The sequence below is a fragment of the Paenibacillus sp. S150 genome, from assembly GCF_019352175.1.
Taxonomy (GTDB): Bacteria; Bacillota; Bacilli; order Paenibacillales; family Paenibacillaceae; genus Paenibacillus_AQ.
The window spans coordinates 156,381-180,846 of the sequence record NZ_JACBYI010000004.1 but is presented as its reverse complement, the minus strand read 5'-3'; the positions used below and the strand labels follow the sequence as shown (position 1 = coordinate 180,846).

The 24,466-nt window shown below is 54.0% G+C and carries 27 protein-coding genes and 1 riboswitch; of the genes, 4 read left to right on the top strand and 23 right to left on the bottom strand.

Annotated elements, in window-relative coordinates:
• Window positions 1–180 precede the first annotated feature (180 nt).
• Window positions 181–1,257: a glycosyltransferase family 4 protein gene (locus HYD27_RS06700; protein WP_219212834.1), complete on the top strand. Its 1,077-nt coding sequence runs from the start codon at window positions 181–183 to the stop codon at window positions 1,255–1,257.
• A gap of 70 nt (window positions 1,258–1,327) precedes the next feature.
• Here HYD27_RS06700 and HYD27_RS06695 read toward each other — a convergent pair whose 3' ends face one another.
• From HYD27_RS06695 to wecB, 8 genes are read right to left on the bottom strand one after another with little or no spacing between them, the layout of a single operon-like run.
• A complete protein-coding gene (locus HYD27_RS06695; RefSeq protein WP_219212832.1) occupies window positions 1,328–2,365 on the bottom strand; it encodes a glycosyltransferase family 4 protein in 1,038 nt (345 codons plus the stop codon).
• Complete coding sequence (locus HYD27_RS06690) at window positions 2,362–3,084, bottom strand: glycosyltransferase family 2 protein (protein ID WP_219212831.1); 723 nt, start codon at window positions 3,082–3,084, stop codon at window positions 2,362–2,364. Before HYD27_RS06690 ends, HYD27_RS06695 begins: the two co-directional genes overlap by 4 nt.
• Window positions 3,085–3,110: 26 nt before the next feature.
• A complete protein-coding gene (locus HYD27_RS06685; RefSeq protein WP_219212830.1) occupies window positions 3,111–3,686 on the bottom strand; it encodes a class I SAM-dependent methyltransferase in 576 nt (191 codons plus the stop codon).
• 34 nt (window positions 3,687–3,720) lie between these two features.
• Window positions 3,721–4,437 carry a glycosyltransferase family 2 protein gene (locus tag HYD27_RS06680; RefSeq protein ID WP_219212828.1) on the bottom strand — a complete coding sequence of 239 codons (717 nt, stop codon included), beginning with the start codon at window positions 4,435–4,437 and terminating at the stop codon, window positions 3,721–3,723.
• Entirely contained in the window at window positions 4,437–5,429 is a 993-nt protein-coding gene (locus tag HYD27_RS06675) for an SDR family oxidoreductase (RefSeq protein WP_219212827.1), read from the bottom strand. Before HYD27_RS06675 ends, HYD27_RS06680 begins: the two co-directional genes overlap by 1 nt.
• On the bottom strand, window positions 5,426–6,265 hold the full coding sequence (locus HYD27_RS06670) for a dTDP-4-dehydrorhamnose reductase family protein (protein ID WP_219212825.1): 840 nt from the start codon (window positions 6,263–6,265) through the stop codon (window positions 5,426–5,428). Before HYD27_RS06670 ends, HYD27_RS06675 begins: the two co-directional genes overlap by 4 nt.
• Entirely contained in the window at window positions 6,262–7,248 is a 987-nt protein-coding gene (locus HYD27_RS06665; RefSeq protein WP_219212823.1) for a polysaccharide biosynthesis protein, read from the bottom strand. Before HYD27_RS06665 ends, HYD27_RS06670 begins: the two co-directional genes overlap by 4 nt.
• Window positions 7,238–8,332 (bottom strand): non-hydrolyzing UDP-N-acetylglucosamine 2-epimerase, encoded by a 1,095-nt coding sequence (wecB, locus tag HYD27_RS06660; RefSeq protein ID WP_219212820.1) that lies wholly within the window; start codon window positions 8,330–8,332, stop codon window positions 7,238–7,240. Before wecB ends, HYD27_RS06665 begins: the two co-directional genes overlap by 11 nt.
• Before the next feature lie 54 nt (window positions 8,333–8,386).
• Between wecB and HYD27_RS06655 the strand changes: the two genes are divergently transcribed.
• Entirely contained in the window at window positions 8,387–8,671 is a 285-nt protein-coding gene (locus HYD27_RS06655; RefSeq protein WP_219212818.1) for a hypothetical protein, read from the top strand.
• Window positions 8,672–9,016: 345 nt separating this feature from the next.
• Here HYD27_RS06655 and HYD27_RS06650 read toward each other — a convergent pair whose 3' ends face one another.
• The 4 genes from HYD27_RS06650 to HYD27_RS06635 form a co-directional block, all read right to left on the bottom strand.
• Complete coding sequence (locus HYD27_RS06650) at window positions 9,017–9,157, bottom strand: hypothetical protein (protein WP_219212816.1); 141 nt, start codon at window positions 9,155–9,157, stop codon at window positions 9,017–9,019.
• Window positions 9,158–9,216: 59 nt separating this feature from the next.
• Window positions 9,217–10,710: a glycosyltransferase family 4 protein gene (locus HYD27_RS06645; RefSeq protein WP_219212814.1), complete on the bottom strand. Its 1,494-nt coding sequence runs from the start codon at window positions 10,708–10,710 to the stop codon at window positions 9,217–9,219.
• Window positions 10,711–11,007: 297 nt separating this feature from the next.
• Window positions 11,008–12,138, bottom strand: a complete 1,131-nt coding sequence (locus HYD27_RS06640; RefSeq protein WP_219212812.1) for a CgeB family protein — start codon at window positions 12,136–12,138, stop codon at window positions 11,008–11,010.
• Between the two features lie 30 nt (window positions 12,139–12,168).
• Complete coding sequence (locus HYD27_RS06635; RefSeq protein ID WP_219212809.1) at window positions 12,169–13,257, bottom strand: CgeB family protein; 1,089 nt, start codon at window positions 13,255–13,257, stop codon at window positions 12,169–12,171.
• A gap of 212 nt (window positions 13,258–13,469) precedes the next feature.
• On the opposite strand from HYD27_RS06635, the gene HYD27_RS06630 reads away from it, so the two are divergent.
• The gene (locus HYD27_RS06630) at window positions 13,470–14,246 is read left to right on the top strand and encodes an AAA family ATPase (RefSeq protein WP_219212808.1); all 777 of its coding nucleotides are present in this window, start codon (window positions 13,470–13,472) and stop codon (window positions 14,244–14,246) included.
• A gap of 84 nt (window positions 14,247–14,330) precedes the next feature.
• On the opposite strand, the gene HYD27_RS06625 is transcribed toward HYD27_RS06630, so the two are convergent.
• The 3 genes from HYD27_RS06625 to HYD27_RS06615 all read right to left on the bottom strand — a co-directional run bounded on the left by HYD27_RS06625 (window position 14,331) and on the right by HYD27_RS06615 (window position 17,960).
• Window positions 14,331–14,516: an aspartyl-phosphate phosphatase Spo0E family protein gene (locus HYD27_RS06625; protein WP_219212805.1), complete on the bottom strand. Its 186-nt coding sequence runs from the start codon at window positions 14,514–14,516 to the stop codon at window positions 14,331–14,333.
• 111 nt (window positions 14,517–14,627) lie between these two features.
• A complete protein-coding gene (gene wsfD, locus HYD27_RS06620; protein ID WP_219212803.1) occupies window positions 14,628–16,052 on the bottom strand; it encodes a glycan biosynthesis hexose transferase WsfD in 1,425 nt (474 codons plus the stop codon).
• A gap of 9 nt (window positions 16,053–16,061) precedes the next feature.
• Window positions 16,062–17,960, bottom strand: coding sequence for an LTA synthase family protein (locus HYD27_RS06615; protein WP_219212801.1), 1,899 nt, complete (start codon window positions 17,958–17,960; stop codon window positions 16,062–16,064).
• Between the two features lie 275 nt (window positions 17,961–18,235).
• Between HYD27_RS06615 and HYD27_RS06610 the strand changes: the two genes are divergently transcribed.
• The gene (locus HYD27_RS06610; protein ID WP_219212799.1) at window positions 18,236–18,631 is read left to right on the top strand and encodes a hypothetical protein; all 396 of its coding nucleotides are present in this window, start codon (window positions 18,236–18,238) and stop codon (window positions 18,629–18,631) included.
• Between the two features lie 586 nt (window positions 18,632–19,217).
• On the opposite strand, the gene HYD27_RS06605 is transcribed toward HYD27_RS06610, so the two are convergent.
• From HYD27_RS06605 to HYD27_RS06570, 8 genes are all read right to left on the bottom strand, one after another.
• The gene (locus HYD27_RS06605; protein WP_219212798.1) at window positions 19,218–19,382 is read right to left on the bottom strand and encodes a hypothetical protein; all 165 of its coding nucleotides are present in this window, start codon (window positions 19,380–19,382) and stop codon (window positions 19,218–19,220) included.
• A gap of 49 nt (window positions 19,383–19,431) precedes the next feature.
• Window positions 19,432–20,778: a 5'-deoxyadenosine deaminase gene (locus HYD27_RS06600; RefSeq protein WP_219212796.1), complete on the bottom strand. Its 1,347-nt coding sequence runs from the start codon at window positions 20,776–20,778 to the stop codon at window positions 19,432–19,434.
• A 63-nt stretch (window positions 20,779–20,841) separates the two neighbouring features.
• Window positions 20,842–20,940, bottom strand: a riboswitch (purine riboswitch).
• A 217-nt stretch (window positions 20,941–21,157) separates the two neighbouring features.
• Window positions 21,158–21,682 carry a GNAT family N-acetyltransferase gene (locus HYD27_RS06595; RefSeq protein WP_228745011.1) on the bottom strand — a complete coding sequence of 175 codons (525 nt, stop codon included), beginning with the start codon at window positions 21,680–21,682 and terminating at the stop codon, window positions 21,158–21,160.
• 165 nt (window positions 21,683–21,847) lie between these two features.
• Entirely contained in the window at window positions 21,848–22,255 is a 408-nt protein-coding gene (locus HYD27_RS31935; protein ID WP_228745010.1) for a FliH/SctL family protein, read from the bottom strand.
• Entirely contained in the window at window positions 22,252–22,563 is a 312-nt protein-coding gene (locus tag HYD27_RS06585) for a hypothetical protein (protein ID WP_219212792.1), read from the bottom strand. The genes HYD27_RS31935 and HYD27_RS06585 overlap by 4 nt, the downstream gene beginning before the upstream one ends.
• The gene (locus tag HYD27_RS06580; protein WP_219212790.1) at window positions 22,560–22,898 is read right to left on the bottom strand and encodes an alpha-helical endospore appendage domain-containing protein; all 339 of its coding nucleotides are present in this window, start codon (window positions 22,896–22,898) and stop codon (window positions 22,560–22,562) included. The genes HYD27_RS06585 and HYD27_RS06580 overlap by 4 nt, the downstream gene beginning before the upstream one ends.
• Before the next feature lie 24 nt (window positions 22,899–22,922).
• Complete coding sequence (locus HYD27_RS06575) at window positions 22,923–23,216, bottom strand: nucleoside-diphosphate sugar epimerase (RefSeq protein WP_220101536.1); 294 nt, start codon at window positions 23,214–23,216, stop codon at window positions 22,923–22,925.
• 517 nt (window positions 23,217–23,733) lie between these two features.
• A complete protein-coding gene (locus HYD27_RS06570; RefSeq protein WP_219212785.1) occupies window positions 23,734–24,465 on the bottom strand; it encodes a sugar phosphate nucleotidyltransferase in 732 nt (243 codons plus the stop codon).
• Window position 24,466 lies beyond the last annotated feature (1 nt).

Genomic DNA, 24,466 nt, shown 5'->3' with positions numbered 1-24,466 from the left:
GAATTTGTAATATGTGCAGCGCAACATTGATTAGGATGGCCTTCACCCGGCTGGGCTATCCTGAAAGGATTTGGAACGCCGCCCTTTCATCGTCACCTGCAAGCGGAGTCCGGCGTATCTTATAAACAGCAGGCCGTACTTTGCGAGGGGCATCTCTTTCGCAGGGTAAAGTCAGGAGGGATGAGCTTGAAGATTTTGTTTACTTTTTATGTACCCAGCGGCGGAGTGGAGACATTGAATAAGCTGCGGTGCGAAAGTCTGCAGCGCAGCGGGATAGAGTGCCATGTGCTGTATCTCATGCCGGGATCAGGAAGCCAAAATAAGGCGAACTTTCCAGTATTTATTGCTCAAACGGATACGGAGATCCAAGGAATACTCAATACCTACAACTACGATGCCATTATTGTAACTTCGGATTATCTGCTGATGGAGCGTCTGCGCCGTCTGGGGTACAACCGTACGATCATTTATGAAGCCCAAGGCCTTGGAACACGCAGCGATGCCCAGCTGATGATCATTGATGCCCTCCCCTTTTTTCGTTCCTATTGCAATGCGGTATTGATTCCGCCCACAGACCATTTGCTGGAGCTGTTTATTTCCACCTGCCCATGGCTGCAGCGTTATGTCATTCCCAATATTGTAGATGTCCATTCCTTCCATTTCATTCCCGGTGACCCTCCCTGTGATCCGGTGATAGCCTGGGTAGGACGGCTGGAAACGAACAAGAACTGGAGTGAATATCTGAACGTGGCGCACCTCATCCGCCGCAGCAAACCCAATCTGCATCTGTGGATGTTCCATGACCCGAATCTGGCGTCAGAGGAGCAGAAGCAGCTCTTCAACACTCAGCTTCAATCTCTGGGGCTGAATGACAGGCTGAATGTATTCACCAATATTCCCAATCATCTTATGCCGGTATACTACTCCTCCATTGCCGCTTCCGGCGGATTTCTGTTGTCCACCTCCATCACCGAAGGGTTCGGCTATGCCGTTGCCGAGGCTGTATGCTGTACCTGTCCTGTGCTGAGCACAGATTCCGACGGTGTGCGTTCCTTCATCATTCATAATATAACGGGAAAATTCTACCCGCTGGGGAATGTTGAAGCCGCCGTTAACGAAGGCCTGGAGCTGATGGACAATATGCCGCTGCGCAGCTTCCTCCGCGAGCAGGGCCGCAATCACATGATCTCCCGGTTCGGTTCCGAGAAATATGCCCAGTCCTTTCGCGAAATGATGAATTCCTTCTCCATTTTCTAAAACACAAAGAACCCTCAATTCCACACGGCCAAGTGGAGTTGAAGGTTCTTTCTGCCTTATGCAATCCGGTTCAGCCCTGCTTAGATAAAAGCTCATAAAGCTCTGCCTGGAAAATTTGTACACTTCTCTCCCAGGTGAACCGCAGGGAATCGGCTTCCCCATTGCGGGCCAGCCGGTCACGCTGCTCCTGATCCCGGATGAGAGCCGCAACATCCTCTGCCAGCCGGTTCTCATAACGGTACGACATCAGGCAGTTATGTCCGTGGACACAGTACTCAAGATTGCCTCCGGAATAGACCGTAACGAGTGCCGCACCGCACCGCATCGCTTCAAGACCGGGCAGCGAGCCGCTGTCGTAGGTGCTGGAGCTTACAAAAATATCACTTTCATTATAGTGGTAGCAGAGTTCCTCATCATTTGAAGGAGTGCGCAAATGGTAACGCCCGTCGCCCATAAGTGCCTGCAGGGCAGGCGATTCGGCGAATTCTCCCGGCGGCGTAATCAGATACAGCTGAACCTCCGGATGCCTGGCCTTTACCAAATTCAGCTGCTGCAGCAGGTATTCCTGCTCCCGGTGGTCTGAGAAGCCCCCCTCCGGCTTGCGCATTATGGTGGAAACCACAAATTTCCTTTGCGGGTTGCGGATGTGCATATTTTTAAAGTCGGAGCTTACGCCAATGGGCACAATCCGGCCTTTGATTCCATGGTTGAGGCGGATGATCCCCTGCTGCCAGCGCGAGAGCACCAGCAAATTCGGCGAGTGATGGTAAGAGGCAAACGATTCGTTATTGTCCGGCAAGAACGTGGGCTCATAGCAGAGCGCCAGGCGGATATGAATACCCTTCCCTTGCCGGCTGGCCCGCTGCGCCACAGACACAGTTGAAAAAAAGTTGGAGATGATCACATCGCCCTCCGGGAAATCATCCTCCGAAATCCGGGCAGCGCCGGAAAAGATAATCGGGCATCTGATCTCATATTCCACGATGCCGCCGGGCGGCATCAGAACAATCACCCGGTGCTCTAATTCCGTGAGACGGTTGACCAGCTCAGCCAGCATCCGCTGCGCTCCTCCCCGGGATAGCGTTAGAATAGGGAAGGTTATTCTCATCGCTCTCCCTCCTTTCCGAGCAGCCGTACAAGGGTTCCCTGATGCTGCTCCTGCACCTGCTTAATCTCCCGGTTCTGCGCCTCACTGTGGATGACGGATCCCATCTCCTTATGAACCCTGTAATCCAGCAGCGGATCTTCAATATATGACCATTCATAATGCGGCAATATGCGCAGCCACAGATCATAATCCTGGGTATATAGCAATTTTTCATTAAAAAGTCCGACTTTTTTGAAAATATTCATATCGAGCAGTACAGAGCTTCCGTTTACCGGACAGCCCTTCATCATAATCTCAATAAGCTGGGTTTTACTGTGGGGGGACATACGGACGATATCGGAGAATCGCTGTCCCAGCTCATTGATATAATAATAGGCTGTATGGTTAAAAGAGGTTTGTGTGCCGCGCAAGGTTTCCATTTGCCGCCTGATTTTATCAGGATGAAACTGGTCGTCGGCGCTTAACCAGGCAAAATAAGCCCCGCTGGCGTACTTAATTCCCAGGTTCAGGGCTGAAGCGGTACCGCCGTTTACTTTGTTAAGCACCTTTATTCTGCCGGTGTAAGGGGCAAGCTTCTCTGTGTGAAGCGTTGATCCATCATTGACAACGATAATCTCAATATCCCGGTAGCTCTGCGTAAGCACACTCTCTATGGCAAGATGCACGTATGGACAATTGTATAACGGGATTACCACCGAGACTCTGGTTCCATGATTCATGCGCTCACCTCCTTCCCGGGTTGAATTTATACGATTTTGCAGGCAAGCAAGGCGTCCAGCGGCGCATGCTCCGGTCCGAACGCTTCACGGAAGGAAGGATTCTCCGCATGATGATAGCCCTTGAGGACGGTGACGGCATAGCCCAGCTCCAAAAAATCCTCCGGCTCCCAGCCGCTCCGGTGTTTTTGAAATTGCTCTCCGTGCAGATGGTAATGATCCGTTCCTTCCTGGGGAAAGAACCCGCGCGGTGTAAATACAACCACGCGGTTTGCGGCGATGATCTCCGCTTTTCGCAAAATGGCCCTGCCCTCCCTCATGGTGAAATGCTCCAGGGAGTCGACCAGCGTCACTGCCGAAAAGGTCCCCGGCAGAAACAGCTTATCGATATGTCCGGCATCGGCATGCACCGGAATGATATGGGGTGCCGTATACTTGCGGTGCAGCAGATAAGGCCTGTGAATATCCAGTGCGATCACCACCGAAGCTTCGTAGCGTTCAAGCAGCGTACCGGTGCCGCTCCCGACATCCAGGATACTCTCAGAGAATTTCAGATGCTCCAGCAGAACCGGAAGAAAGTCCTTCACCTCAATTTCCCGGTACATAGATCCATTCCTCCAATAACTAGCAGATTGCAGCTCAGCCGCCCATAGAAGCAATGAGTCCGCGGAGCATGGGGCTGTAACGGGCATTGGTTGCAGCAGCCTCAGCCATGATAGTATCGTAGTGCTTAATCGTTCCCATTCCGTCATGCCGCCGGTAGGCGGTCAAGGACTGGTTCAGCATCACCGGCGGAAATCCGCTCAGAATTGCCCGGAACCACAGATCATAGTCATGGGTATAAGGCAGCAGCTCGTCAAAAAAACCAATGGCTCCAAACACTTCACGCTTAAACATCACGGTGCAGCCGTTAATCGGATTCCCTTGCAGAAAACAGCGTAAATAATCCAGTTGGCTCGGAAATACCGCAGCCGCGTTGAGTGCAGTCAGCTGTGAGTTTTCATTAATGTAATTGAAATTGGTATAGGTAATCAGCAGGCGGTTCTGATCCATGAACTGCACCTGATTGTTGATTTTGTCGCGGTAGAACATATCATCCGAGCTGAGCCAGGCAACGTAGTCGCCTGTCGCATGACGGATGCCGTGATTCAATGCAGATGCAGTGCCTCCGTTGCTTTTGCCCAGATAGTGGATGTGCGGACGGTACGGAGCAATCCGTTCTGCATGCATGGTGGAGCCATCGTCGACCACGATAATCTCATAGGGCTGCCAGGACTGGTTCAAGGCACTGTTCAGCGCCTGCTCAATATAGGGGCAATTGTAAAAAGGAATCACTACAGAAACCTTCGGCCTCATTAAGCACCTCCTTCCCTGCTCGCCCGGTAGTAGTCAACGATATCCGCGAGCGAACGGGCAAGCTTCACCTGCGGGCTCCAGCCAAGACTGGCGGCATTGTCTTCGGGGGATACGGATGATTCTTTATTAGCAGATGTTGCCGGCAACGTTTCCGGAACGGCAGCTGCCGCCAGAGCAGAAGCCTGTTCTGCCTCACCGTTGTCCGGCCCCCATTCCATACCCACCGGAACGGCCGCATGTGCCAGCAGCTGCTCAGCAATCTCTCCGAGTCCCCGCTGAATGCCGGAATCAATCCGGTAGATCTTTCCGGTTTCTCCCTTGCGCAGGATACAGTCATACGCTTTTACCGCATCGCGCACATCAAGAAAGTCCCTGCGGTCATATCGTGAAGAGAGCTTGAACGGCGGAGGTGTGTCAGAAGTGCCTGCGGCGGCCTCGCTCCGCACAATATGCTGTGCAAGCAAGGAACAGAATCCTGTGGATGGGCCTGGCCCGATCAGATTGCAGGGCTCTGCAAGCAGCACAGGCTGCTTGAACAGCGTACACCAGGCCAGAGACGCCAGCTCGGCCAGCGTTTTGCTCAAACTGTAGGGATGAGGCGGACCTTCTGCAAGACCCGGCCTGTATTTAAGCCGGGAGCCGGCCACCAGAATGCGGCGGGCCGGCCGGGTACGAAGGGCTTCAAGCAGATAAAGTGTAGACATTACATTTGTTTCCATATAGAGCAGCGGATCGCGCCAGGATTCGGGTACCGAGTTCTTGCCGGCCAAATGCAGGACTTCATCCGGCTGAATCTCTTCAATCATTGACCTTACCGCCCTGCGGTCGCTCAAATCGCAGACGTACTGCTTCACCTGGGCCGGAAATACGGACGCGGCTGCCGTATGGCGCACCACGGCGGTAACTTCAGCTCCGGCCGCCTGAAAGTAAGCTGCCGCATGCCTTCCGGTAAATCCGGCGGCCCCCGTAATCAACAGCCTCCGGGCCTTCATGTGGACACCGCCGTCCGGCTCATCCAGCCCGCCAGCTCCGCAAGCATAACAGGGTAGGAGGGCAGCACTACCTGAACATCGGGTCTTGTACTGACGAGAGTACGATCCTGAATGTGCGTTGAATCGGGAATGATCTCAACATCCTCCTTGCGGAATGCGGCCTGCATGTGCCGGAGCAGCTCATATTTGCTGACCGGCTGCGGATGGGCCAGATGGATCAGTCCGGAGATCTCTGAATCCAGCAGGGAATCTATCGCTTTGGCCAGCTCCAATGTCGTTACCCCGTTCCACATGACCCGCTGATATCCCGATACCTGGCCCTTCCGGGCCAGAAACCATTCCATCAGACCGATGCCGCCGGAGCGGATTTCAGGGCCGATAATCGAGGTGCGGATCGTCAAATGCCCGGGCTCGCGCACTTCTCCAAGGCTTTTGGTAATTGCATACACGGATGTCCCGTCTGGCTTATCGTCCTCCGTATAACCGCCGCGTGTCCCTTCGAACACGCAGTCGGTACTGATGTGAACCAGCCGGGCGCCGACAAGGTCGGCCGCGCGGCGCAGGCGGTGGGGCAGAAACCCGTTCACATGGTATGCGCCGATCGGGTCGCGTTCAGCAAATTGATTCAGCACGCCCAGCGCATTGATTATACAATGGGGAGAAACAATTTCGACCAGTTTTTCAACTCCGGCGATATCATCGGCATCTATATACAGCCCGCCAGGATCACTCTTATCCCGGGTTGTATGGAAGACGTGATGCTTGCGCTGGCGGCGGAAATAATCCGCCAGCATATGACCCGCCATACCGTTTCCGCCGAGGATAAGCAGCTTCATTGGAGGAACCCCCCCCTGATCAGGATGTGCTTGATTTCCTCCTGGTCCATCAGGTTATTCTCCGAGCTGAAGCTGTTGAAGGACACATGCGGGAATTTGCTGTAATGGGTCTTCAGTTCAGGCATATCCAGCGTAGGAAGAATGACGAGATACTGCTCATCGTAGACAACCGTTGTCTGGCTTTCGAAATCGCTCATGAGAATTTCATGGATTTTCTCACCCGGCCGGATGCCGGTTTCAACAATGCTTACATCCGGTTTGCCGGATGCCTTAATCAGCACCCCGGCCAGGTCCGCGATCCGGCAGGTCGGCATGGTCATGACGAAGATTTCACCGCCGATGCTGACCTCAGAGGCCTTGAACAGCAAGGTGATGGCATCGCGCAGGGTGAAGAAGAAACGGGTCATATTCATATCGGTAATCCGCACCTGTCCCTTATCCTTGATCTGCTTCATGAACAAATGGACCACGCTGCCGTTCGTTCCCAGCACATTGCCGCCCCGCACAGTCACGAACCTGGTTTCGGAGCCCAGCAGGTTGGCGTAGACAAACAGCTTTTCCCCGATCGCTTTGGTCATGCCGTAGAAATTGGAGGGGTTGGCGGCTTTGTCGGTGGAGATGTATATTGCTTTTTCCACATTGTTCGCGATAGCTGCTTCAATGACATTCTGGGTACCGACCACATTGGTCTTGAGCGCTTCATACGGCTGATCCTCGCAGACCGGCACATGCTTGAGCGCCGCCAGATGAAAGATATAATCGACGCCGCGGCAAGCCGCCGTCAGAGCGTCCTTGTCACGAATGTCGCCAATGATGAAGCTGAGGCGGGAATCTTCATATTCGCGGCTCATTGCCACTTGCGCAGACTCGCTGCGGGAGAAAATTACAATTTCTTTCGGGTTCTGCGGCAAAAGCTGCCGGATGAGTTCATGCCCCCAGGAACCGGTTCCGCCTGTGACCATTATCCTTTTATTATTGAACATGCAGGTTCCCTCCAAGCAAAAATTTGACTACCTTTACCGAGACATCCGGGGTTAAATAACCTTCCGGCGCCTCCCATTCCGGATGAAGCGACGTCATAAGCCGGGTACAGCGCAAAATGCTCTCCTGCTCCACTCCTGACACTACATTGCTGCCGCAATCCACCGTTTCCGGACGTTCTGTGGTTCGGCGGATCGTTACTGCGGGCACCCCCATCAGGCAGCATTCCTCCTGAACGGTTCCGCTGTCCGTGATCGCGCAGCGGGCATACCGTTCCAAATGGACAAAATCAAAGAATCCAAAAGGCTCATGAAATTCCACCAGCGGATTCATCTCAAGCTTGAACTGCTCCGTAAGCTTGGAGCGGGTACGGGGATGGATGCTGCAGATCAGGCGGATGCCAAAATGCCCTGCCACCAGGTTCAGTCCGGACATAATCTGCAGCAGCGGTTCGGGATCATCCACATTCTCAGCCCGGTGTGCAGTGACGAGAAAGTACTGGCCCGCGCTCAGCTTCAGCCGGGTCAGAATATCGCTGGCTCCAATCTGCTGCTCATAATGCGTAATCACTTCGTGGATCGGATTGCCGGTTAATACAATGCGCTGGCTGGGAAAACCTTCGCTTAGCAGATGTCTTTTGCTCTGCTGGGTATAAGGCATATTTATAGTGGAGACGGCATCTATAACACGGCGGTTTTTCTCCTCCGGCACTTTCAAATCGTAGCAGCGGTTGCCCGCTTCCATATGCACTACGGGAATGCCCATCCGCTCGGCGAGGATTGCGCACAGCGCACTGTTCGTATCCCCCAGAAGCAGAATCCGGTCCGGCTGTTCCTTAAGCAGAATGCTCTCCAGGCTTCCGAACATGGCGGCAAGCTGCCCGCCAAGGCCTGCCTGCTTATCCTGAAGCACATAATCCGGTGCCCGCAGCCCCAGTTCGGCAAAGAAAATGCCGCTGAGGCTTGCGGTGAAGTTCTGTCCCGTGTGCACCAGCACATGCTGCTCGGCATGCTCATCGAGCAGCGGAATAATGACGCTTAGGCGGATGATCTCGGGCCGTGTGCCCAAAATCGTCATGATCTTCATGGGTTCACTCCCCTTTGAGGTTAGCCTGCCTTGGGAATGCGCGGCAGGCTGGTGTTGAGTGCGCCGCGCATACGGGCGGCGGGTATAACGGCATTTTTGCCGTTATTAGACTCGCTGTGCGCTCAGGCCGCCGGATTTAACGGCATTTTTGCCGTTATTAGACTCGCTGTGCGCTCAGATCGCGGATTTAACGGCATTTTTGCCGTTATTAGACTCGCTGTGCGCTCAGGCGGCGGATTTAACGGCATTTTTGCCGTTATTAGACTCGCTGTGCGCTCAGGCCGCGGATTTAACGGCATTTTTGCCGTTATTAGACTCGCCGTGCGCTCAGACCGCTAAATTAACGGCATTTTTGCCGTTATTAGACTCGCTGTGCGCTCAGGCCGCGGATTTAACGGCATTTTTGCCGTTATTAGACTCGCTGTGCGCTCAGGCCGCGGATTTAACGGCATTTTTGCCGTTATTAGACTCGCTGTGCGTTCAGGCGGCGGATTTAACGGCATTTTTGCCGTTATTAGACTCGCCGTGCGCTCAGACCGCTAAATTAACGGCATTTTTGCCGTTATTTCGCTCGCCGTGCGCTCAGGCCGCGGATTTAACGGCATTTTTGCCGTTATTTCGCTCGCCGTGCGCTCAGGCCGCGGATTTAACGGCATTTTTGCCGTTATTAGACTCGCTGTGCGCTCAGGCCGCTAATTTAACGGCATTTTTGCCGTTATTTAGTGCATATGCGGCCCAGACGGCGCTGCTGCCGTTGAAGGGATGCAGGCGCGGCCGGGTGCCGCCGCGGCAGGCTGCTGCGCGTTCGCGCCGCGCAGCTTTCACGGCACGCCCGCTTGCGGCGGCGCACCCCAGGAGCGCAGCCTGCGGTGTGACCCGCAGGCCTAGCCCGCTTTGCGCCGCCGCTTCGCTGCGCGGCGCGAATGGCCCGCGCGGCGGTGCTTGCCTCCGCCGCTGTCCCGCCGGCGCGCGCTTCCCGCCGCGCGCCGTTTGCGGCCCGGCCGCGAGCGGCTGCGCGCCCGGGCCGCGGCGCGGCGGAGCCTGCCGCGCCGGAGCTTGCCGCGCCGCAGCCGTGCTGCACGGCGCGGATGGCCCTTGCGCGGCGCCGCAGGCGGCGCGGCCGCGGGTTCGCCGCTGCCCGAGGCTTCGGCCGCGGGCGGCTCCGGGGCGCCGGCGGGTTCAGGCGGCGCAAGGCAGTAGCGGAGATGCCACCTCTCCGCCAGCCCGAGCAGGCGGGCGCGGTAGGCTGCCGGCCCATAGACGGCAGCGATGCGCTCCCGCGCCTGGGTGCCGATGGCGGCAGCCAGCCCCGGCTCCGCCAGCAGGCTGTTCACCCGTTCGGCGAGGGCGCCAATATCCCCCGCCGGAACCAGCAGTCCGCCGCAGCCGGCGGCATGGAGAATTTCGTACAAGCCGCCGGAAGCATAGGCAACCACCGGCTTGCCGAAGGCCATTCCCTCCAGAGCAGTCATCCCGAAGCCCTCACGGATCAGACTGGGAACCACCAGCATATCCATGGCGCAATAGACCTCGGGGAGACTGTCTTCATAACCGACGAATTTGAAGCGGGAGGTCAGGCCTTCCAGCTTCACCTTGCGGACGCAGCGGTCGTAGTAGCTTTTATCCCCAGGTGTGCCGACGACAATGAACTTTGCTTCAGGATGCTGCTCCGCTACAAGAACAGCCATTTTGACGAAATGCTCCAGTCCCTTCTCCTTATTAATGAAGGAAGATATATAACCGATCAGAGGCTCCTCCGGGTTAATCCGAAACTCCCGGCGGCGCTCGCCCCGCAGTTTGCTCCAGGCTTCGAACATCATCTCCGCATCATTCCAGGAAGGGGGAAGCTGTGTCAGCTTTCCTTCACGGATATCCTCGGGAAAACAGGATGCCGCGGTGTGCGAAATGGCCAGTATCTCATCGCTGTACCTGTGAATCAGCTCCGTGCTGATTGAAGTGAAATCGTTGTCCGTTATCGTCTCCGAAATCTTCCACATCACGGGAATGCCCAGTGATTTCGCCGCCATCGCCGGCAAAGCATGCACGCAGGTGCTGGAGACAATAAAAGCCGGACGCAGCGCAGCAAGCCATTCCACCAGTTCAGCATACTCGCGGCTGTCCTGAAATTTGCGGATATCTGCCTCCAGTCCGGCATACGGTGTGTACATCCCGTAGACCAGCGGGATGGACAGCAGCTGCACATTCAGTCCATTCTTGCGCGCCTGCCGGGTCAGCTTGCCTTCCTGGGGTGCCACAAGAATACAGTTGAAGTAAGAGGACAGCTCCCGGCTGAAGAACAGCAGCAGCTTTTCCGCACCTGTGATGCTGCGTGTATTGGATACATGGGAAAAGATCACGATTGTCGCTTTGTCGGCCATGGTGTGTCGGCGCTCCTTGGCGGGCTGTGGAGCAGCCATTCACCTCCCTAAAAGTTTTACGGAGCCTTGCTTCAGTAATTCTTCGCAGTAAAACTCGCTGCGCAGGCGTACGCTTTAGTTCTACGGAGCTTTGCTTCAGTCTTTGGGATGTTGAATTCTTTGGTCCTGCGGCTCATGGCGCAATATTCTGCCGGCAAACGCCAAAACCAGGTACTCCAGTAGTATATTGAGGGGGAACAAATGCCGTCACGACACCTGTCCCCCGGATATAAGCCCATTTCCGCCGGGTCCGTCAAGCTAGCCGTAAATGATCGTCAACAGCTGGTTCAAGCGTCTGGCATACGTATGATCCCTGAGCGTCCGTTCAAAAGCGCGCAGGGCCATGGCGCGGCGCTCCTCTTCATGAGTCAGGTAATAACGGATTTTATCCAGCATTTCCTGCGGGCTGGAGAACGTGTCGATCTCTTCCCCGACTGTATAAAATGAATTCATATCATCTCTGGCATCACTCAGCTGCAGCGTTCCGCTGGCCGCGATTTCAAAGGTGCGGGGATTTGGAGAGACTGCCGGAATCAGCAGCGCGTTGTTGTTGACACTGTCGTCAATGTGCGAGCGGTGAAGGTTAATCACGATTTTGGAACCGCTGTAGGCAACTGCCGTCTCCTGCGGCGACATCCACTTCCCAATCTCAATGCGGTCCCCATACAGCGGAGCCTCAGGCAGACGGTCCCACCAAATGCCGTTGATAACCGTGTTGTAGCTCATCAGCTCCGGCATAACATCGCGGAAGAAATGGACTCTGTTCCAATATGCCGAGCCAATGAAGCTGATATCCCTGCTGACCGGCGAACGCCCTGTCGTGGGGCGGTAATGCTCGCGGTGTGCGGCAAAAGGCAGATAATGCACCTCATTGCATCCCAGGCCACGGTAGAATTCCACACAATTCAGCTCCAGCGTGAACACGTAATCGTAGTGGTTTACAATTTTTACCGTAAAGTCGGTGTAATACGGATCATCTGTCAGCCAGATGGCTGTCTTAATGCCCCTGCCGCGCAGAACGGCAAGTTGATCAAGCGGCAGATCCAGTCCATCCAGCACCAGCACGAGATCGGGATGCTGCGCATCGGCAAGCTCGACCAGATTCTGACGCACATCGGTAATCGTGACCTGGGACGTCAGTCTTTGCAGCGCATAGAGAACCGCATCGTCCAGCGGCGAATACGGATAGCCTTTTCCTGAAGCCACGTACATCACATGGAGGTTGCGGACCGGAAGCGGCTCCTCCGGCCGGCCGTCCAGAATGGCCAGTCTTCCCCGCAGGTAACCTTCATCGTATCCAACCTTGAATCCGGTCAGGCGGCCGCTCAGCTTCTGTTCTTCGGCAGGCGTCCGGGGCAGTGGCGGTGCTGGCATTATAAAATTATTCATGGTATTCGCTCCTTTAATCCGTATTGGTTTTCAGCCTTGCGCTGTAAGAACATTCAACAAATATGGCATTCGCGCCGTAAAGGTATGATGGCGGAGTGTCGTCTGCAGCCCCTGAAGCGCTAACTGCCGGCGCTCCTTTTCATGCTTCAGGTAATAGTCGATTTTACGTCTCAGCTCATCGGCATTGGCAAAGGTATCCAGGTCCTTGCCCGGTCGGTAATGGCTGCCCAGATCCTCACGGACATCGGTCAGCTGCATCGTCCCGCAGGCACAGATTTCGTAGGTTCGCGGATTAATCGAGCGGGAAGGGAGCTGAAAGGTGTTCCGGTTGTCCTGCCCGCCTTGCCAGGGACGGTGAATATTGATGACAAGCTTCGCTCCGCTGTAATAATTTGCTGTTTCCTCCGGAGGGATAAATCCGTCCTTGATAAAAGGCGACAGCTCCTCAAAGGCGGCCAGCCGTTCCCAGAATCCTCCGGCAATCAGCACCTTCTTGCCGCGGAGAAACGGAGCAAGTTCGTCAAACAGCTCTGTCCGGTTGCGAAAGGCATTGCCGATGAACACAACATCGTATTGATACTGCGGTCCGGTGCGGCGCGGATAGAACATCTGCGGATTGACGCAGAGTGGAAGGTAGTGCACGGAACGGATTCCCAGCGCACGATAGAACTCCACACAGCCCAGCTCATGCGTAAATACATGATCATAATGCCGGCAGATCACCGATGTATCCTCTGAAAAATAAGGATCATCCACAAACCAGATTGCCGTAGGAATACCCAGCTTTCTTATTTCCATGATCTGCTCCAGATGATTCTCGGGAAATACATGCAGGCCATTCATGACCAGTACAGCTCCCGGCGACTCGCGTGCGGCCACAGCCAGCATGTTTTCCGGTGAACTGATGACCAGTTCGCTTACAAGCTGCCGCAGTGCTTCCGTTACTCCCGTATCAATCGCTTGAAATCCCTGTGGCACATACATCAGCTTGAACGGCCGGCATGCTCCCACCTCCGGAGAATTCAGCCGCTTCACGGCTTCGCACAAGCCGAGACGGTATCCTTCCTGATAACCGTCGCTGTAATCCTGCGGACGCTCTTTTCTCTTTTTTGATTTCACGGCTTTCACCCTGCCCCGTCATATTCTCAAGACAGTATAACTATATGCGGAGTCAGCATCCGCCTCATGGACATCTGTCTGTATCAGTCCGAAATTGGCATATGCCCCCTGTCTTTCGCCCGGATTGCCCGAACCTTTGCAGATTGGTTCCACTCGGGCTACAATTACGGAAGCAGGCGAGCGCTTATTTAGAAGATTGGGAGAGTGGGAATATGTATGCTATGGACAACGCCATGCTCTATATCCGCCAAGCGGAGCTGCTGCGTGAACGGGTGCCTTCCTTCCAGGCCTATCCGTTTGATCTGCCGGTCATCCGCAGCTTTAACCGGCTTGCGTTTCAGAAGCGGGTTACTTTTCTTGTCGGCGAGAACGGGACGGGAAAATCCACGCTGCTGGAAGGCATTGCTGCGGCCTGGGGATTCAATCCGGAGGGCGGGACGCTGAATTTCTCCTTCAACACCCGTTCCTCGCATTCCAGCCTGCATGAATACCTGCGGATTTCCAAAGGGGTAAGACGCCCCAAAGACGGCTTCTTTCTGCGTGCGGAGAGCTATTACAATGTTGCCTCCTATATTGAACAGCTGGATGAGATACCTGGGGAGCCGGGGGTACAGAGCAATATGATTAAGAATTCCTACGGGGGCAAATCACTGCATGAGCAGTCGCATGGGGAATCGTTTTTTGCCGCTTTTGTCCACCGCTTTGGGGGACAGGGCCTGTATATTCTCGATGAGCCGGAAGCGGCCCTCTCCCCGCTGCGGCAAATGTCGCTGCTGGTGCGCATGCATGAGCTGGTGAAGCAGCATTCGCAGTTCATTATCGCCACCCACTCCCCCATCCTGATGTCCTGCCCCGGCTCCGAAATCTTCCTGCTGGAGGGCGAGGCCATCCGGCCTGTCAGTCTGGAAGAAACGGAGCACTATACCGTAACGAAAGCGTTCATGAACGACCGCGGGGGCATGCTGCGCGAGCTGCTGGGAGACGATTGAGAATCGAAATTCTCAGCAGCACAAAAAGACACCGGCACAGGCAGCCTCACCACCTGTACAAGTGTCTTTTTACAATCGCCGGATTTATTTATCTCTTGGAACGAATTCATCTTCTTCGTCCTTCTGGCTGTCAATATACTCATTGATCAGCGCATCCAGCTTCACGGATTGGCTCAGCACCCTTGGATGCCGCATGCCAAGCTCCACAGCCAGCGTGTTTAATGCCTTGCGTTCCCGCTCGATTCTGGCTTTCTGTTCTTCGTTGCCCATAGCGGCCTCCTTGATGCATCGCTGACATCTGTCTGCCCGGTTTTTAAGTTTGTTTTGTCTATATAAGCTGAAGTCACGGCCAGTGCCGATTCGGCAAATCAACAGCCCACTTTACCGGGCAAAATGTTTCACAATCCGAACAAGCCTGTGCACCGTCCAGCCGAACATCGCCACAGCCATCATATCGAAGCTGACGTTAAAGAGGAACAAGTGCTTTCCGATATCGGCCCGGCCATCGCCGAGAATCGGCACCAGAAAAGAAAAGAGTCCGATCAGGCCCAGCAGCATCAGCAGCTCGCCCGCAATCCGTCCGCGCAAATCCCGGCTGCGGAAATATTCGAACAGGACTCCGGCATAATAGATAAGATAGAAGAATGCCAGAAAACCCAGCGAATGGGGCAGAACCTCTCTTTTGAACTGGCTCCAGGTGCTGTAAGTATAGGCTAAGGCCTTCTCCGGCTTCCCTAAGGACTTCTCATAGTTTCCCAGGTAATAGGGACGCAGGTCCATGCTGTTCCGGGCAGCATATTTCATGCCATCCACCAGCCGCGAGGGATGCTTTATATAGAAGAAGAGCACATCCTTATGGGACACCCGGTCATAGAAATCCGCCTGAAGCGACGGATCATCCTGCCTGATCGCCGTACCGGCCTGAAAATAGTTCGTTCCCGCCAGCACCTCCAGCTTCTCCGGCAGGCCCAGCTCGCGCAAATCCCCCTGCACATCCGGCGATTCATTCAGGATTCCGAAAAACACGGTCTGATAGAGATTGATATGCTTCAGCTCTTTGGGCGCGGCCATATACATAATGACAGAGACAAGACATACCGCAATTGCGAACCGCCCAGCCAGCCTGCGCCAGTTCCCCGTCCCGTTCAGCGTCATAAGCCGCAGGAAAATCAGGGAAAAGGCGATGCCAACCGGCGCATTCTGGATCTTGGAGCAGATCAGAAACAGCACCGCGGTAAAAAACAGCTTCAACCCCCCGGCTGTCGGCCGCTCCTGTCCCGCCAGCCGCAGTCCCAGCGCAAAGGTTAGCAGCATGGACACCAGCGACACCGGCTCGCCGTAGAGCGAATTGAAATAAGCCAAATAGCCGATATCATAAAACACCACCAGCATTCCCGCACCCAGCAGCAGTCCCGTAATACAGGAACGGCGCGCCCCCACCTTGACGATCAGCCAGGTAGCCGCCAGCAGCAGCAGGGCATACACCGCAGCCAGCAAGCGGATATCGAAATAACTCCCGTGCACAAGCCCGGACAGCAGTCTCGGCACCAGCACCAGCACGATTTGCGAGGAAGGATAGAAGCCCTTGAACAAGTTTTCATAGGAGAATCTGGAATGGCTGAAGCTGAAGAAGCGGTCGGCATAGCTCTCTGCAGTGTTGTAATAATCCAGTCCTACGGTATTCATCATCCGCTTGAAGTCGCCGTTGTCGGCGACCCCGACGAACGGCTGCACAAACAGCAGATAGAATATCAGCCCGCAGCCTGCAAGGGCAATAAGATTTTCCGCATTGAATAATCGTTTCATAGTTTCTCCCTACCGCTGCGGCAGCAGCTTCACATATTCATCCGATAAATTCATCAGCTTCAGAATATAATCATAGTCACTCTGGTACGGGCTGAAATCCGCCACAGGCTGAAGCGTATCCAGCGACACCGCCTCACCGTCCGTGAAGCCTTTGCCCGGCACAAACATAATGTCGTCATTGAAGAAAGAGCCTGTAGGCAAATAATAGCGCATCCCCAGCACGTTGCGTTCAATGTTAAGCAGATCATGCCCAAAGGCCGTGAACCCTTCCTGCTTCAGCGGCAGCCCGAGCAGATTGGCTACGGTTGGCAGAATATCCAGCTGCCCGCCCGTACGCTCCACAACCTGGCCCTGGGCCATTCCCGGCGCATGGACAATGAGCGGAATATTGAACCGGCTGATCCGCGAATCGTAAGGGATTCCGAGCGCCGCCTCCACCTGCTCCGGCGGGACATCCTGCGGCTGCAGCCCGAAATGGTCGCCGTACAGCACCAGCACAGTATTGTCCCATAGTCCGTTTTGCTTCAGCCCTTCAATAAGTGTTCCCACCGCGTAATCCGTATAATTGATTGCCGTCAGATAGTCCCCGAGCATCGTATTCTGCAGATGATCCGGCAGCGTGATTTTTTTGTAGGCCTCAGGGATTTGGAAGGGATGATGGCTCGAAGCTGTCACCAGCTGGGCATAGAACGGCGTCCCTTTTTGCTGCAGCGCTGCCAGCTTCTCTACCGCCGTAATGTACAGCTGCTCATCGGAGGCGCCGAAAGCGTTGAAATGGTCATTCTTGAAATACCCCTTGTCATAATAGTCATTGAAGCCCAGCGCCGGGTACAGCTCATTGCGGTTCCAGAAGCCGGCCTTATTCACATGGAAGGTATAGGCCTCATAGCCCTTATCCCGCAAAAGACGCGGCAGGCTTGGCAGCACCCGGTCTCCGAAGCCTGTAGACATCGCAAGCGAGGCAACCGGATAGATGGAGGTATTGCTCATGAACTCGGCATCCGAGGTATTGCCCGCCCCGATCTGCTGGTAGATATGAGGGAAATAAAAGCCTTCCTCCGCTAAGCGGTTCAGCACCGGTGTCAGCTCCTGCCCATCCAGCGACTGATGCAGCGGAAAGTTCTGAAAGGCTTCCATCTGAATTACAATTACATTCTTTCCCTTTTGCGAGCCAAAATAATCCGGCACCGTCCCCGCGGGCTTGCTGCTGTAAGGATAGGACGCCTCAAGCGCGTCAACCTTCGCGACGGTTTCCTTAATGTCTCCGGTGCCGGTAAGGCCGTTGTCCTCCTTGGCTTTTATCACCGCGAGCACCTCATAATTCAGGAGCCCGGCGCTCTCTGCCTGCACAAGCTCATTGGTAATTCCGCGTGCCGCATGAACAGAGTATGCCGACAGCAGCCCTCCGCCGATGATGGACACAAGGATGACAATCCACTGTGCTCTGCGCTTTCCCGGCGAAAGATAGCGGCGCAACGGCTGTGCAGCTCCTGTTTTCCATCTGCGGAACAGGCTGTAGACCATTACGGCCACAAGATCCGAGAAGAACAAATAATCAACCGGCTGGATGGTAGACTCCACGCTCTCTTTTACCTGGAACACCTGATTCAGCTCATACAAGGCCAGATACGTGGGAACTGAGCCGAAATGATTGAAATAGACACTGGCGGCGAACAGCAGCAGCGACAGCAGGCCGTTCAGGCTCCAGTAGACAGCGGTCTTCATCCGCGCCGGAATGAGCAGCGCCAGCAGCCCCAGCAGCAGCAGAACCGGAGCCAAATCCGCAGCGGTCCATTCCCAGGCAATCCGGTCAAAAAACAGTAACCGCAGCAGCAGCAGCTTCAGCCAAATAAGCACCGCAACAATATAGAAATGCGCTCCTACCCGTGTATGCTTATTCTCATTCATAGCTTTCCCCTCTTAACTTGTAGATGATTGTAAACCCAATTCTCTTTTTTTGTAAAATATCAGATTTCTCTAGTATAGCAAATGAATCCTGAAGCACAAGTTTGAGCGCACTTAGAGGGGAGCAACTGCTCCTATAAAGCTGCAAGTGGAAACGGCTGCGCCGTCCTTATAAGGACGGTATCCGTTTCAGTGAGAAAGATAAGGCTAATGTATAGCGTGAAACATATACATTCTTATCATTTAAGAAAGACGCCTATCGGCGTCCTATAATAAGAATGCTGCCATTTCAGTGGGGAGGAGAAGAATCATTTCGCGCTGATTCCCTCGTCCAGCCGGCTTCGGGCGAAATCCAAGGTACTTTTGCCTCTGATTCCCTCGTCCAGCCGGCTTCGGGCGAAATCAAGGGTACTTTTGCCTCTGATTCCCTCGTCCAGCCGGCTTCGGGCGAAATCAGAGGTACTTCTGCCTCTGATTCCCTCGTCCAGCCGGCTTCGGGCAAAATCAAAGGTACTTCTGCCTCTGATTCCCTCGTCCAGCCGGCTTCGGGCGAAATCAAAGGTACTTTTGCCTTTGATTCCCTCGTCCTGCCAGCTGCGGACAACGCAATCGCGCAGTTTGCTTGGCCGAAATCCCGATCCATTCTTTCATATACAGCTACAGCGCAGCCGTGAAATAACGGATAAGCTTCGTTTCCCCCAAAATATATAAATTCTTATCTTTTAAGAAGAACCCGGCTTCGCCGTCCTCTGAAAGAGGCGGTATCCGTTTCTCCAAAAATAGAAGGATAATTGATTGCGTGAAATATATAAACCTGAATTTCGAAAGTAAGTATCCACAAATCATCTAATAAGCTCTACACTAAGGTATTTCTTGCTAAAAACAGCTTGCACCCAATGGGTGAAGCAAAAAGAGGGTTTATCCCTTGTCCAATCTTGGATTGGTTCAATTCACTTTCGAAATTCAGGATAAATTATATTTCAAAATAACCCCACAAAGCGGGGCCTTGGCTTCGATGATCACTCAGGTACTTTGCGGGGACCCCAAAACATATAAATTCTTTCAAAAAAAAGACGCAGCCCCGCAGGCTTACGTCTCTTCTCTTTCTCTCTCCCCCCATCCCCTTTTTCGCAAGCGTTAGCGGGAAAATGGATACCTAATCCATCCGTTTAGTCCCTTTTCAGGGGAATACGCTTAAAATAAGTTTACTTTTTCCTACTATTCCTTCTGCGGGACGCTTTTCCGTCCATTTATATTCCCTCATTCCACATTGCTCCAATGCTCCAATGCTCCAATGCTCCAATGCTCCAATGCTCCAATGCTCCAATGCTCCAATGCTCCAATGCTCCAATGCTCCAATGCTCCAATGCTCCAATGCTCCAATGCTCCAATGCTCCAATGCTGCCGATTATATTCGGAATCCATGCGTTACGCAAATCTCCATCTGCAAATTATAGGGCAGCGGGTCCTGCGGTCAATCCGCCAGGCCAAGCGGGGTGTGCGCCAGCAGCCTTTTAATCGAGCGGTTGGCTTCATGCAGCACAGTGTCCTTGTCAACCGTCTTCAGCAGCCCTTTATCCATAAGAATTTCACCGTCGATAATCGTCGTTTCCACATCGGCCCGGGTTGCGGAATAGACAATGCGGGAGATCGGGTCTACATCGAAGGAGGGGAAGGTGTGGAAGTTATAGAGATTCAAAATCGCCAGGTCGGCTTTTTTGCCAACCTCGATGCTGCCGATCTGATCCTCCATGCCTACCGCCTTGGCACCGCCTATCGTTGCCATCCGGAATACGCTTCTCGCATCCATCGTGGTCGGCCCATGGTGCGGCTTCTGGATAATGGCGGCCAGACGCATTTCATTGAACATATCCAGATTGTTGTTGCACGGCGCACCGTCTGCACCGAGGCTGAGATGAATGTGGTCATGCAGCATGCCCGGCGTGTCGGCGATACCCGAAGCCAGCTTCAGGTTGGAGCCCGGGCAGTGGCTGACATGAACTCCGCGGTCACGCAAAATGCGCCGCTCCTCCTTATCCACCCAGACGCAGTGCGCCAGAATCAGGCGTTCATTCGCCAGCCCCAGATGGTCCAGATAGACGATGTTGCGCATGCCGGTCATCGCCTGGACGATTTCGATCTCGCCCAAATTCTCCGATGCATGGGTGTGCACCTTAACCCCGTAGCGCTCCGACAGGTCGCGTACTTCCCGCAGCAGCGGCTCGGTGCAGGAAATCACAAAACGCGGCGAGAATGCATACTGAATCCGGCCGCCTCCGTACCCGTTCCATTTTTCCAGCAAATCCACGCTTTCCTGCAGCGAAGCTGCCGTATCCTCCTGCAGCGCCGCAGGCGCATCCGCATTCTTCTGATCCATCATCACCTTGCCCGACAGCGCGCGGATGCCGCTCTCTGCAATCGCCTGAAAGGCAAAATCCGTATGATTCACCGTCTCCATATCCACAATCGTCGTCGTGCCGCTGGAGATCAGCTCGCCAATCCCCAGCATGGCGGAATAATATAGCGATTCTTCATCATGCGCCGCTTCGAGCGGCCAGATCCGCTTGCGCAGCCAGTCCATCAGCTCCAGGTCATCGCCCTTGCCGCGGAACAGCGTCTGGCAGAGATGAATATGAGTCTGTACAAAACCCGGAATGACGGTGCGGTTCGCGGCATCGATCACCTGCTCATCCCCCTGCGGCACAAGGCCGCTGCCGATCTCGGCAATCCGGTTATCCTTAATGCGGATATCTCCGTGTATGATTTCTTCCTGCTTGTTCATTGTAATAATCTCGGCGTTCTTGATCAGAATATTGGCCATTTCCATCGTCCCCCTCGTCTGCTGCAGTCCGGATTTGTTATTAACACAAAAAAGCCACAAAAATATGCATAGGCATATTTTCGTAGCCAGAAATTTACGGTTCCCGGTAGAGACCCTTAAACCAATTATTAAGGATATACGAAAAAAAAGGATTATTCAATTGCTTAAATTGCTTACTGAATAACCCCATCATAATCCAAAGACAAGTTTGTTGTCAATACAAGTAAGATAAAATAACACAATCCCCTTTCTCGTCCTATCCGTGAGTGATTTTTAATATATAAAGTAATTATCCCTGATATAATGTCATATTAACTAACAAATATGTATGAGGATAATAGCTTTCGCTTATTGCTGCAGCCGGCTCCGGGCTTGTCCTTTATTCCCAGGCAGCAGTCAGAATCTTCTCAAACACAGGAAATCTTGCTGTCCGCCCCGGAAAATCCACTTCGCCTCTGCACTCGTACCCAAGCGAAGGATACAGCGCCAGCGCCCTGCTGTTCTTGGCATAAGTATCCAGCCGGATGCTGCTGTACCCGCCTCTCCGGGCATGCTCCTCAGAAAAGGCAATCAGCTTGCGCGCTATGCCCTTGCCCTGTACCTCCGGATGAACAGCCAGACGGTGCATGATCAGCTGCGGCCCCTGCTTCTCCGTCCAGTCAATGGCTTTGTACTGCTCTGCCTGGTTCTCGTCCAGCACAATAATGCCGGCGATGGCAGCCTGATCCACACAGACATATAACGCGCCCTTGGCAATGTCCTCCCCGATGACGTCCCTGTTCGGGTAGCTGCTGTCCCATTGGTCGCTTCCGCCAGCCTGCATGACCTGCACACATTTGGCAATCAGCTCCATGATCTCCCCAATTTCGTCTCTCCGCGCATTGCGGATCTCACTCCCGCTCATGTACATTCCTGCCTCCTTATCAGCATTTGAACCCGGTACAGATTCTGTAATGAAGTCTACCATATCCGGGAGCAAAATCGATAGTGCGGCACGTTTCCAGATTCTATAGAGGCGGCGTATATTCAACCGCCTCTATTACGCCTCACCCGGGTGTCTTAGGGCGGATCAGCCAAGCTCCAGCTTATGCCCGTCCTCGAAGCCCTTGGCGAAACCCGCGTCGAATCCCACGTTGTATGCTTCGGTGTAGCCCTGCTGAAAGGCGTCTTCCGGCGGCGTTTCCGGAGGGACGCCAAGATCCGGGGGGAGCGGTACCACCTGCGGCGCGGGAGGTGCTTCGACGGCCGCCACTACCTGCGCCGGCGGATGAACAGCGGGCACTCTCCGGTGCCGGCGGCGGAGTCTTCTTTTTCTCCGCAGCAAAAGTTCTCTCTTGGTCCTGCCGCTCCGGCGGATCAATCCCCTGCGCGATTTGCGCCCCAGCCCCTTGCGGATTCTGGCTTTACGCGACAGCAGCAGTGTGCGTCTGCGGCTTCTGCCGCCCGAGCGCACCTTTCCAAGTTTCTTTTTTTTCATTTTTCTACTCCTCCTGTACTCCATGTACTTCTTGCAGTGCCGCCTGCGCATGCCGTACTTAGCCATGGCGCAGCAGGAATTCCCCGTTTGGGCCGATGCAGCGAAATACCGGACATCATCCGGCACATTGCGCTCTGGTATTGGCTGAGAATCCGGATATTGTCGCTCAATTTGCGGGCTGTCAGCTCCGATTGCCCTGTAACCTCGGCGATACTCTCCAGGATGGCCGCAAGCGCAGCCTGGCTGCGGGCAATGGAGCGGATCATCTCCAGCTTGACGGCGTGTTCAGAGAGCAGCCCGCCGCTCATTTGCTGTCTTCTCCGAAATCAAAGGCGTCGCCGGACATGCCGCCAAACCCTTCGCCGCCATCATCACCGCTGCCCAGCACCGCTTTCAGATTGCTGTATAACCCGTTTTCCAGCTTGGTCAGCCCTTCTACCATTTCCACGATCACCTCGTGAATGGAGATGGATTCCTTAAGCTGTTCTTCATGGGAGTCGAACGCTCTAGCGTGGATATGATGCTGTGTCCACTGCTTTACTTTTTCCGCTTCCACCGCTTTGGCCTCAAGAATCATCGCGATGTTCCACTGGATAGTAGCGGTTGACTCCAGCATTTGCAGATAAGCCTTTTCTCTGCTCATCTTCCACCTCCTGCTCTTTAAGCGCTACTCTTCTTCCTCGCCGTTTAATTCCTTGATGACCCTGCCTACCCCTTCGGCCATAGCCTCTTCCAGATCGGCAAGCGCGTTCAAGTAAGCAATAATATTTTTGTTGACCTGACCTGTGCTCTCCACCAGTCCGCTGAATCCGCCAAAGTCAGGCTCTACATCCGGCAGATCATGGACTATCTGCGACATACGGACGGCTACGTGGCGTTCGGCGTCGAGAATCCGTGCCATCTGTTCGTGCGTATGGGCCATGTGCTGCAGGACTTTCGTTATTTTACTCTGCACCTTCATGTCTCCTTTGCTCAAACGCCCTGCTACAGCATATGCGGCAGAAGCCCTTGCGGTGCGGGGCTCTGCAGGAAGTTGCAGAGGTGTTGCCGCAGTAAATGCGGGATTTATATGCACGCTGAACCTTCCGTCAATTCAGCCGGACCCGACAGAGAAATCTGAAAAAGAAGAATTATTACCCGGATTTGAGGTATTCTATTGAAGCTTACAAGCATCCGCTTGGATTTGCGGCCCTTAACCCTGGCTGAGCTAACGGCACATTTGCCGTTATTAAAGGGGTCAAGACCCTCAAAGGCGGGAATAACAGCAGATTTGCCGTTATTTGTACATTTCCAGCCCGGATCGCCCAAAATAACGGCACATTTGCCGTTATTTATGCTCCGCACAGCCGGGAGTCGCCGCATAAGAAGAAACGGCTTCGCCGTCCTCTGAAAGAGGCGGTATCCGTTTCTCCAAAAATAGAAGGATAATTGATTGCGTGAAACATATCAATTCTTATATTTCCAAAAAAACACGCGCCTCACGGCAACGTGTTCTTCAGCTTTTCCCCGGCTTCGTACAGAGACTGGAACGTTCCGGCGTCACTCCACCATTCCTTGAGTACATCGTAGCTGAGTCTGCGGTCTGCCGCATAGATATTATTCACGTCGGTAATCTCAAGCTCTCCCCTTTTAGAAGGGGTCACGCGCCGGATAATATCAAATACAGCCTCGTCGTACATATAAATTCCGGTTACGCAAAATTTGGTCTTCGGATGCTCCGGCTTTTCTTCGATATAGGAAATCCAGGCGGGATCCAGACTGTCAAACACTGGAACACCGTATCTCCGCGCATCATCCACTGGTTTCAGCAAAACCTTGGCAGTTCCCTGCGGCTGCTGCAGATACCTCTCCACATAAGGCGTCAGATCATCCATAAAAAGATTGTCACCAAGCAGCACAACAAAACGTTCACCGGGGAGAATGAATCCTTTCGCCAGCTCCAGCGCTTCCGCAATGCCTCCGGCGGCCTCCTGAATTTTGTAAGTAAGAGAGACTCCAAACTCTGCGCCGCTGCCCAAAAAATCCGTATACTGCCCCGCAGACTGCTTGCTGATGACCAGGAGAATATCGGTTATACCCCCCCGGCGCAAGCGGTCTATACCGTAACACACCATAGGATATTTGCCGACCGGAAGCAAATGTTTGTTCATAAGCCGGGTCAGCGGATACAGCCTTGATCCTGTTCCGCCCGCCAGTATGACTCCTTTCACT

Bases quoted from the DNA above. Each gene is read 5' to 3' on its own strand.
- HYD27_RS06600 (WP_219212796.1), bottom strand. From the start codon at position 20,778: ATGGCCAATATTCTGATCAAGAACGCCGAGATTATTACAATGAACAAG.
- HYD27_RS06680 (WP_219212828.1), bottom strand. From the start codon at position 4,437: ATGAGGCCGAAGGTTTCTGTAGTGATTCCTTTTTACAATTGCCCCTAT.
- HYD27_RS31935 (WP_228745010.1), bottom strand. From the start codon at position 22,255: ATGAAAAAAAAGAAACTTGGAAAGGTGCGCTCGGGCGGCAGAAGCCGC.
- wsfD (WP_219212803.1), bottom strand. From the start codon at position 16,052: ATGAAACGATTATTCAATGCGGAAAATCTTATTGCCCTTGCAGGCTGC.
- HYD27_RS06690 (WP_219212831.1), bottom strand. From the start codon at position 3,084: ATGAATCATGGAACCAGAGTCTCGGTGGTAATCCCGTTATACAATTGT.
- HYD27_RS06665 (WP_219212823.1), bottom strand. From the start codon at position 7,248: ATGTTCAATAATAAAAGGATAATGGTCACAGGCGGAACCGGTTCCTGG.
- HYD27_RS06575 (WP_220101536.1), bottom strand. From the start codon at position 23,216: ATGAAGGTGCAGAGTAAAATAACGAAAGTCCTGCAGCACATGGCCCAT.
- HYD27_RS06585 (WP_219212792.1), bottom strand. From the start codon at position 22,563: ATGAGCGGCGGGCTGCTCTCTGAACACGCCGTCAAGCTGGAGATGATC.
- wecB (WP_219212820.1), bottom strand. From the start codon at position 8,332: ATGAAGATCATGACGATTTTGGGCACACGGCCCGAGATCATCCGCCTA.
- HYD27_RS06595 (WP_228745011.1), bottom strand. From the start codon at position 21,682: ATGAGCGGGAGTGAGATCCGCAATGCGCGGAGAGACGAAATTGGGGAG.
- HYD27_RS06640 (WP_219212812.1), bottom strand. From the start codon at position 12,138: ATGAATAATTTTATAATGCCAGCACCGCCACTGCCCCGGACGCCTGCC.
- HYD27_RS06625 (WP_219212805.1), bottom strand. From the start codon at position 14,516: ATGGGCAACGAAGAACAGAAAGCCAGAATCGAGCGGGAACGCAAGGCA.
- HYD27_RS06670 (WP_219212825.1), bottom strand. From the start codon at position 6,265: ATGAAGCTGCTTATCCTCGGCGGAAACGGTATGGCGGGTCATATGCTG.
- HYD27_RS06615 (WP_219212801.1), bottom strand. From the start codon at position 17,960: ATGAATGAGAATAAGCATACACGGGTAGGAGCGCATTTCTATATTGTT.
- HYD27_RS06610 (WP_219212799.1), top strand. From the start codon at position 18,236: ATGCTGCCATTTCAGTGGGGAGGAGAAGAATCATTTCGCGCTGATTCC.
- HYD27_RS06630 (WP_219212808.1), top strand. From the start codon at position 13,470: ATGTATGCTATGGACAACGCCATGCTCTATATCCGCCAAGCGGAGCTG.
- HYD27_RS06695 (WP_219212832.1), bottom strand. From the start codon at position 2,365: ATGAGAATAACCTTCCCTATTCTAACGCTATCCCGGGGAGGAGCGCAG.
- HYD27_RS06580 (WP_219212790.1), bottom strand. From the start codon at position 22,898: ATGAGCAGAGAAAAGGCTTATCTGCAAATGCTGGAGTCAACCGCTACT.
- HYD27_RS06700 (WP_219212834.1), top strand. From the start codon at position 181: ATGAGCTTGAAGATTTTGTTTACTTTTTATGTACCCAGCGGCGGAGTG.
- HYD27_RS06605 (WP_219212798.1), bottom strand. From the start codon at position 19,382: ATGGATTCCGAATATAATCGGCAGCATTGGAGCATTGGAGCATTGGAG.
- HYD27_RS06675 (WP_219212827.1), bottom strand. From the start codon at position 5,429: ATGAAGGCCCGGAGGCTGTTGATTACGGGGGCCGCCGGATTTACCGGA.
- HYD27_RS06645 (WP_219212814.1), bottom strand. From the start codon at position 10,710: ATGGCCGACAAAGCGACAATCGTGATCTTTTCCCATGTATCCAATACA.
- HYD27_RS06685 (WP_219212830.1), bottom strand. From the start codon at position 3,686: ATGTACCGGGAAATTGAGGTGAAGGACTTTCTTCCGGTTCTGCTGGAG.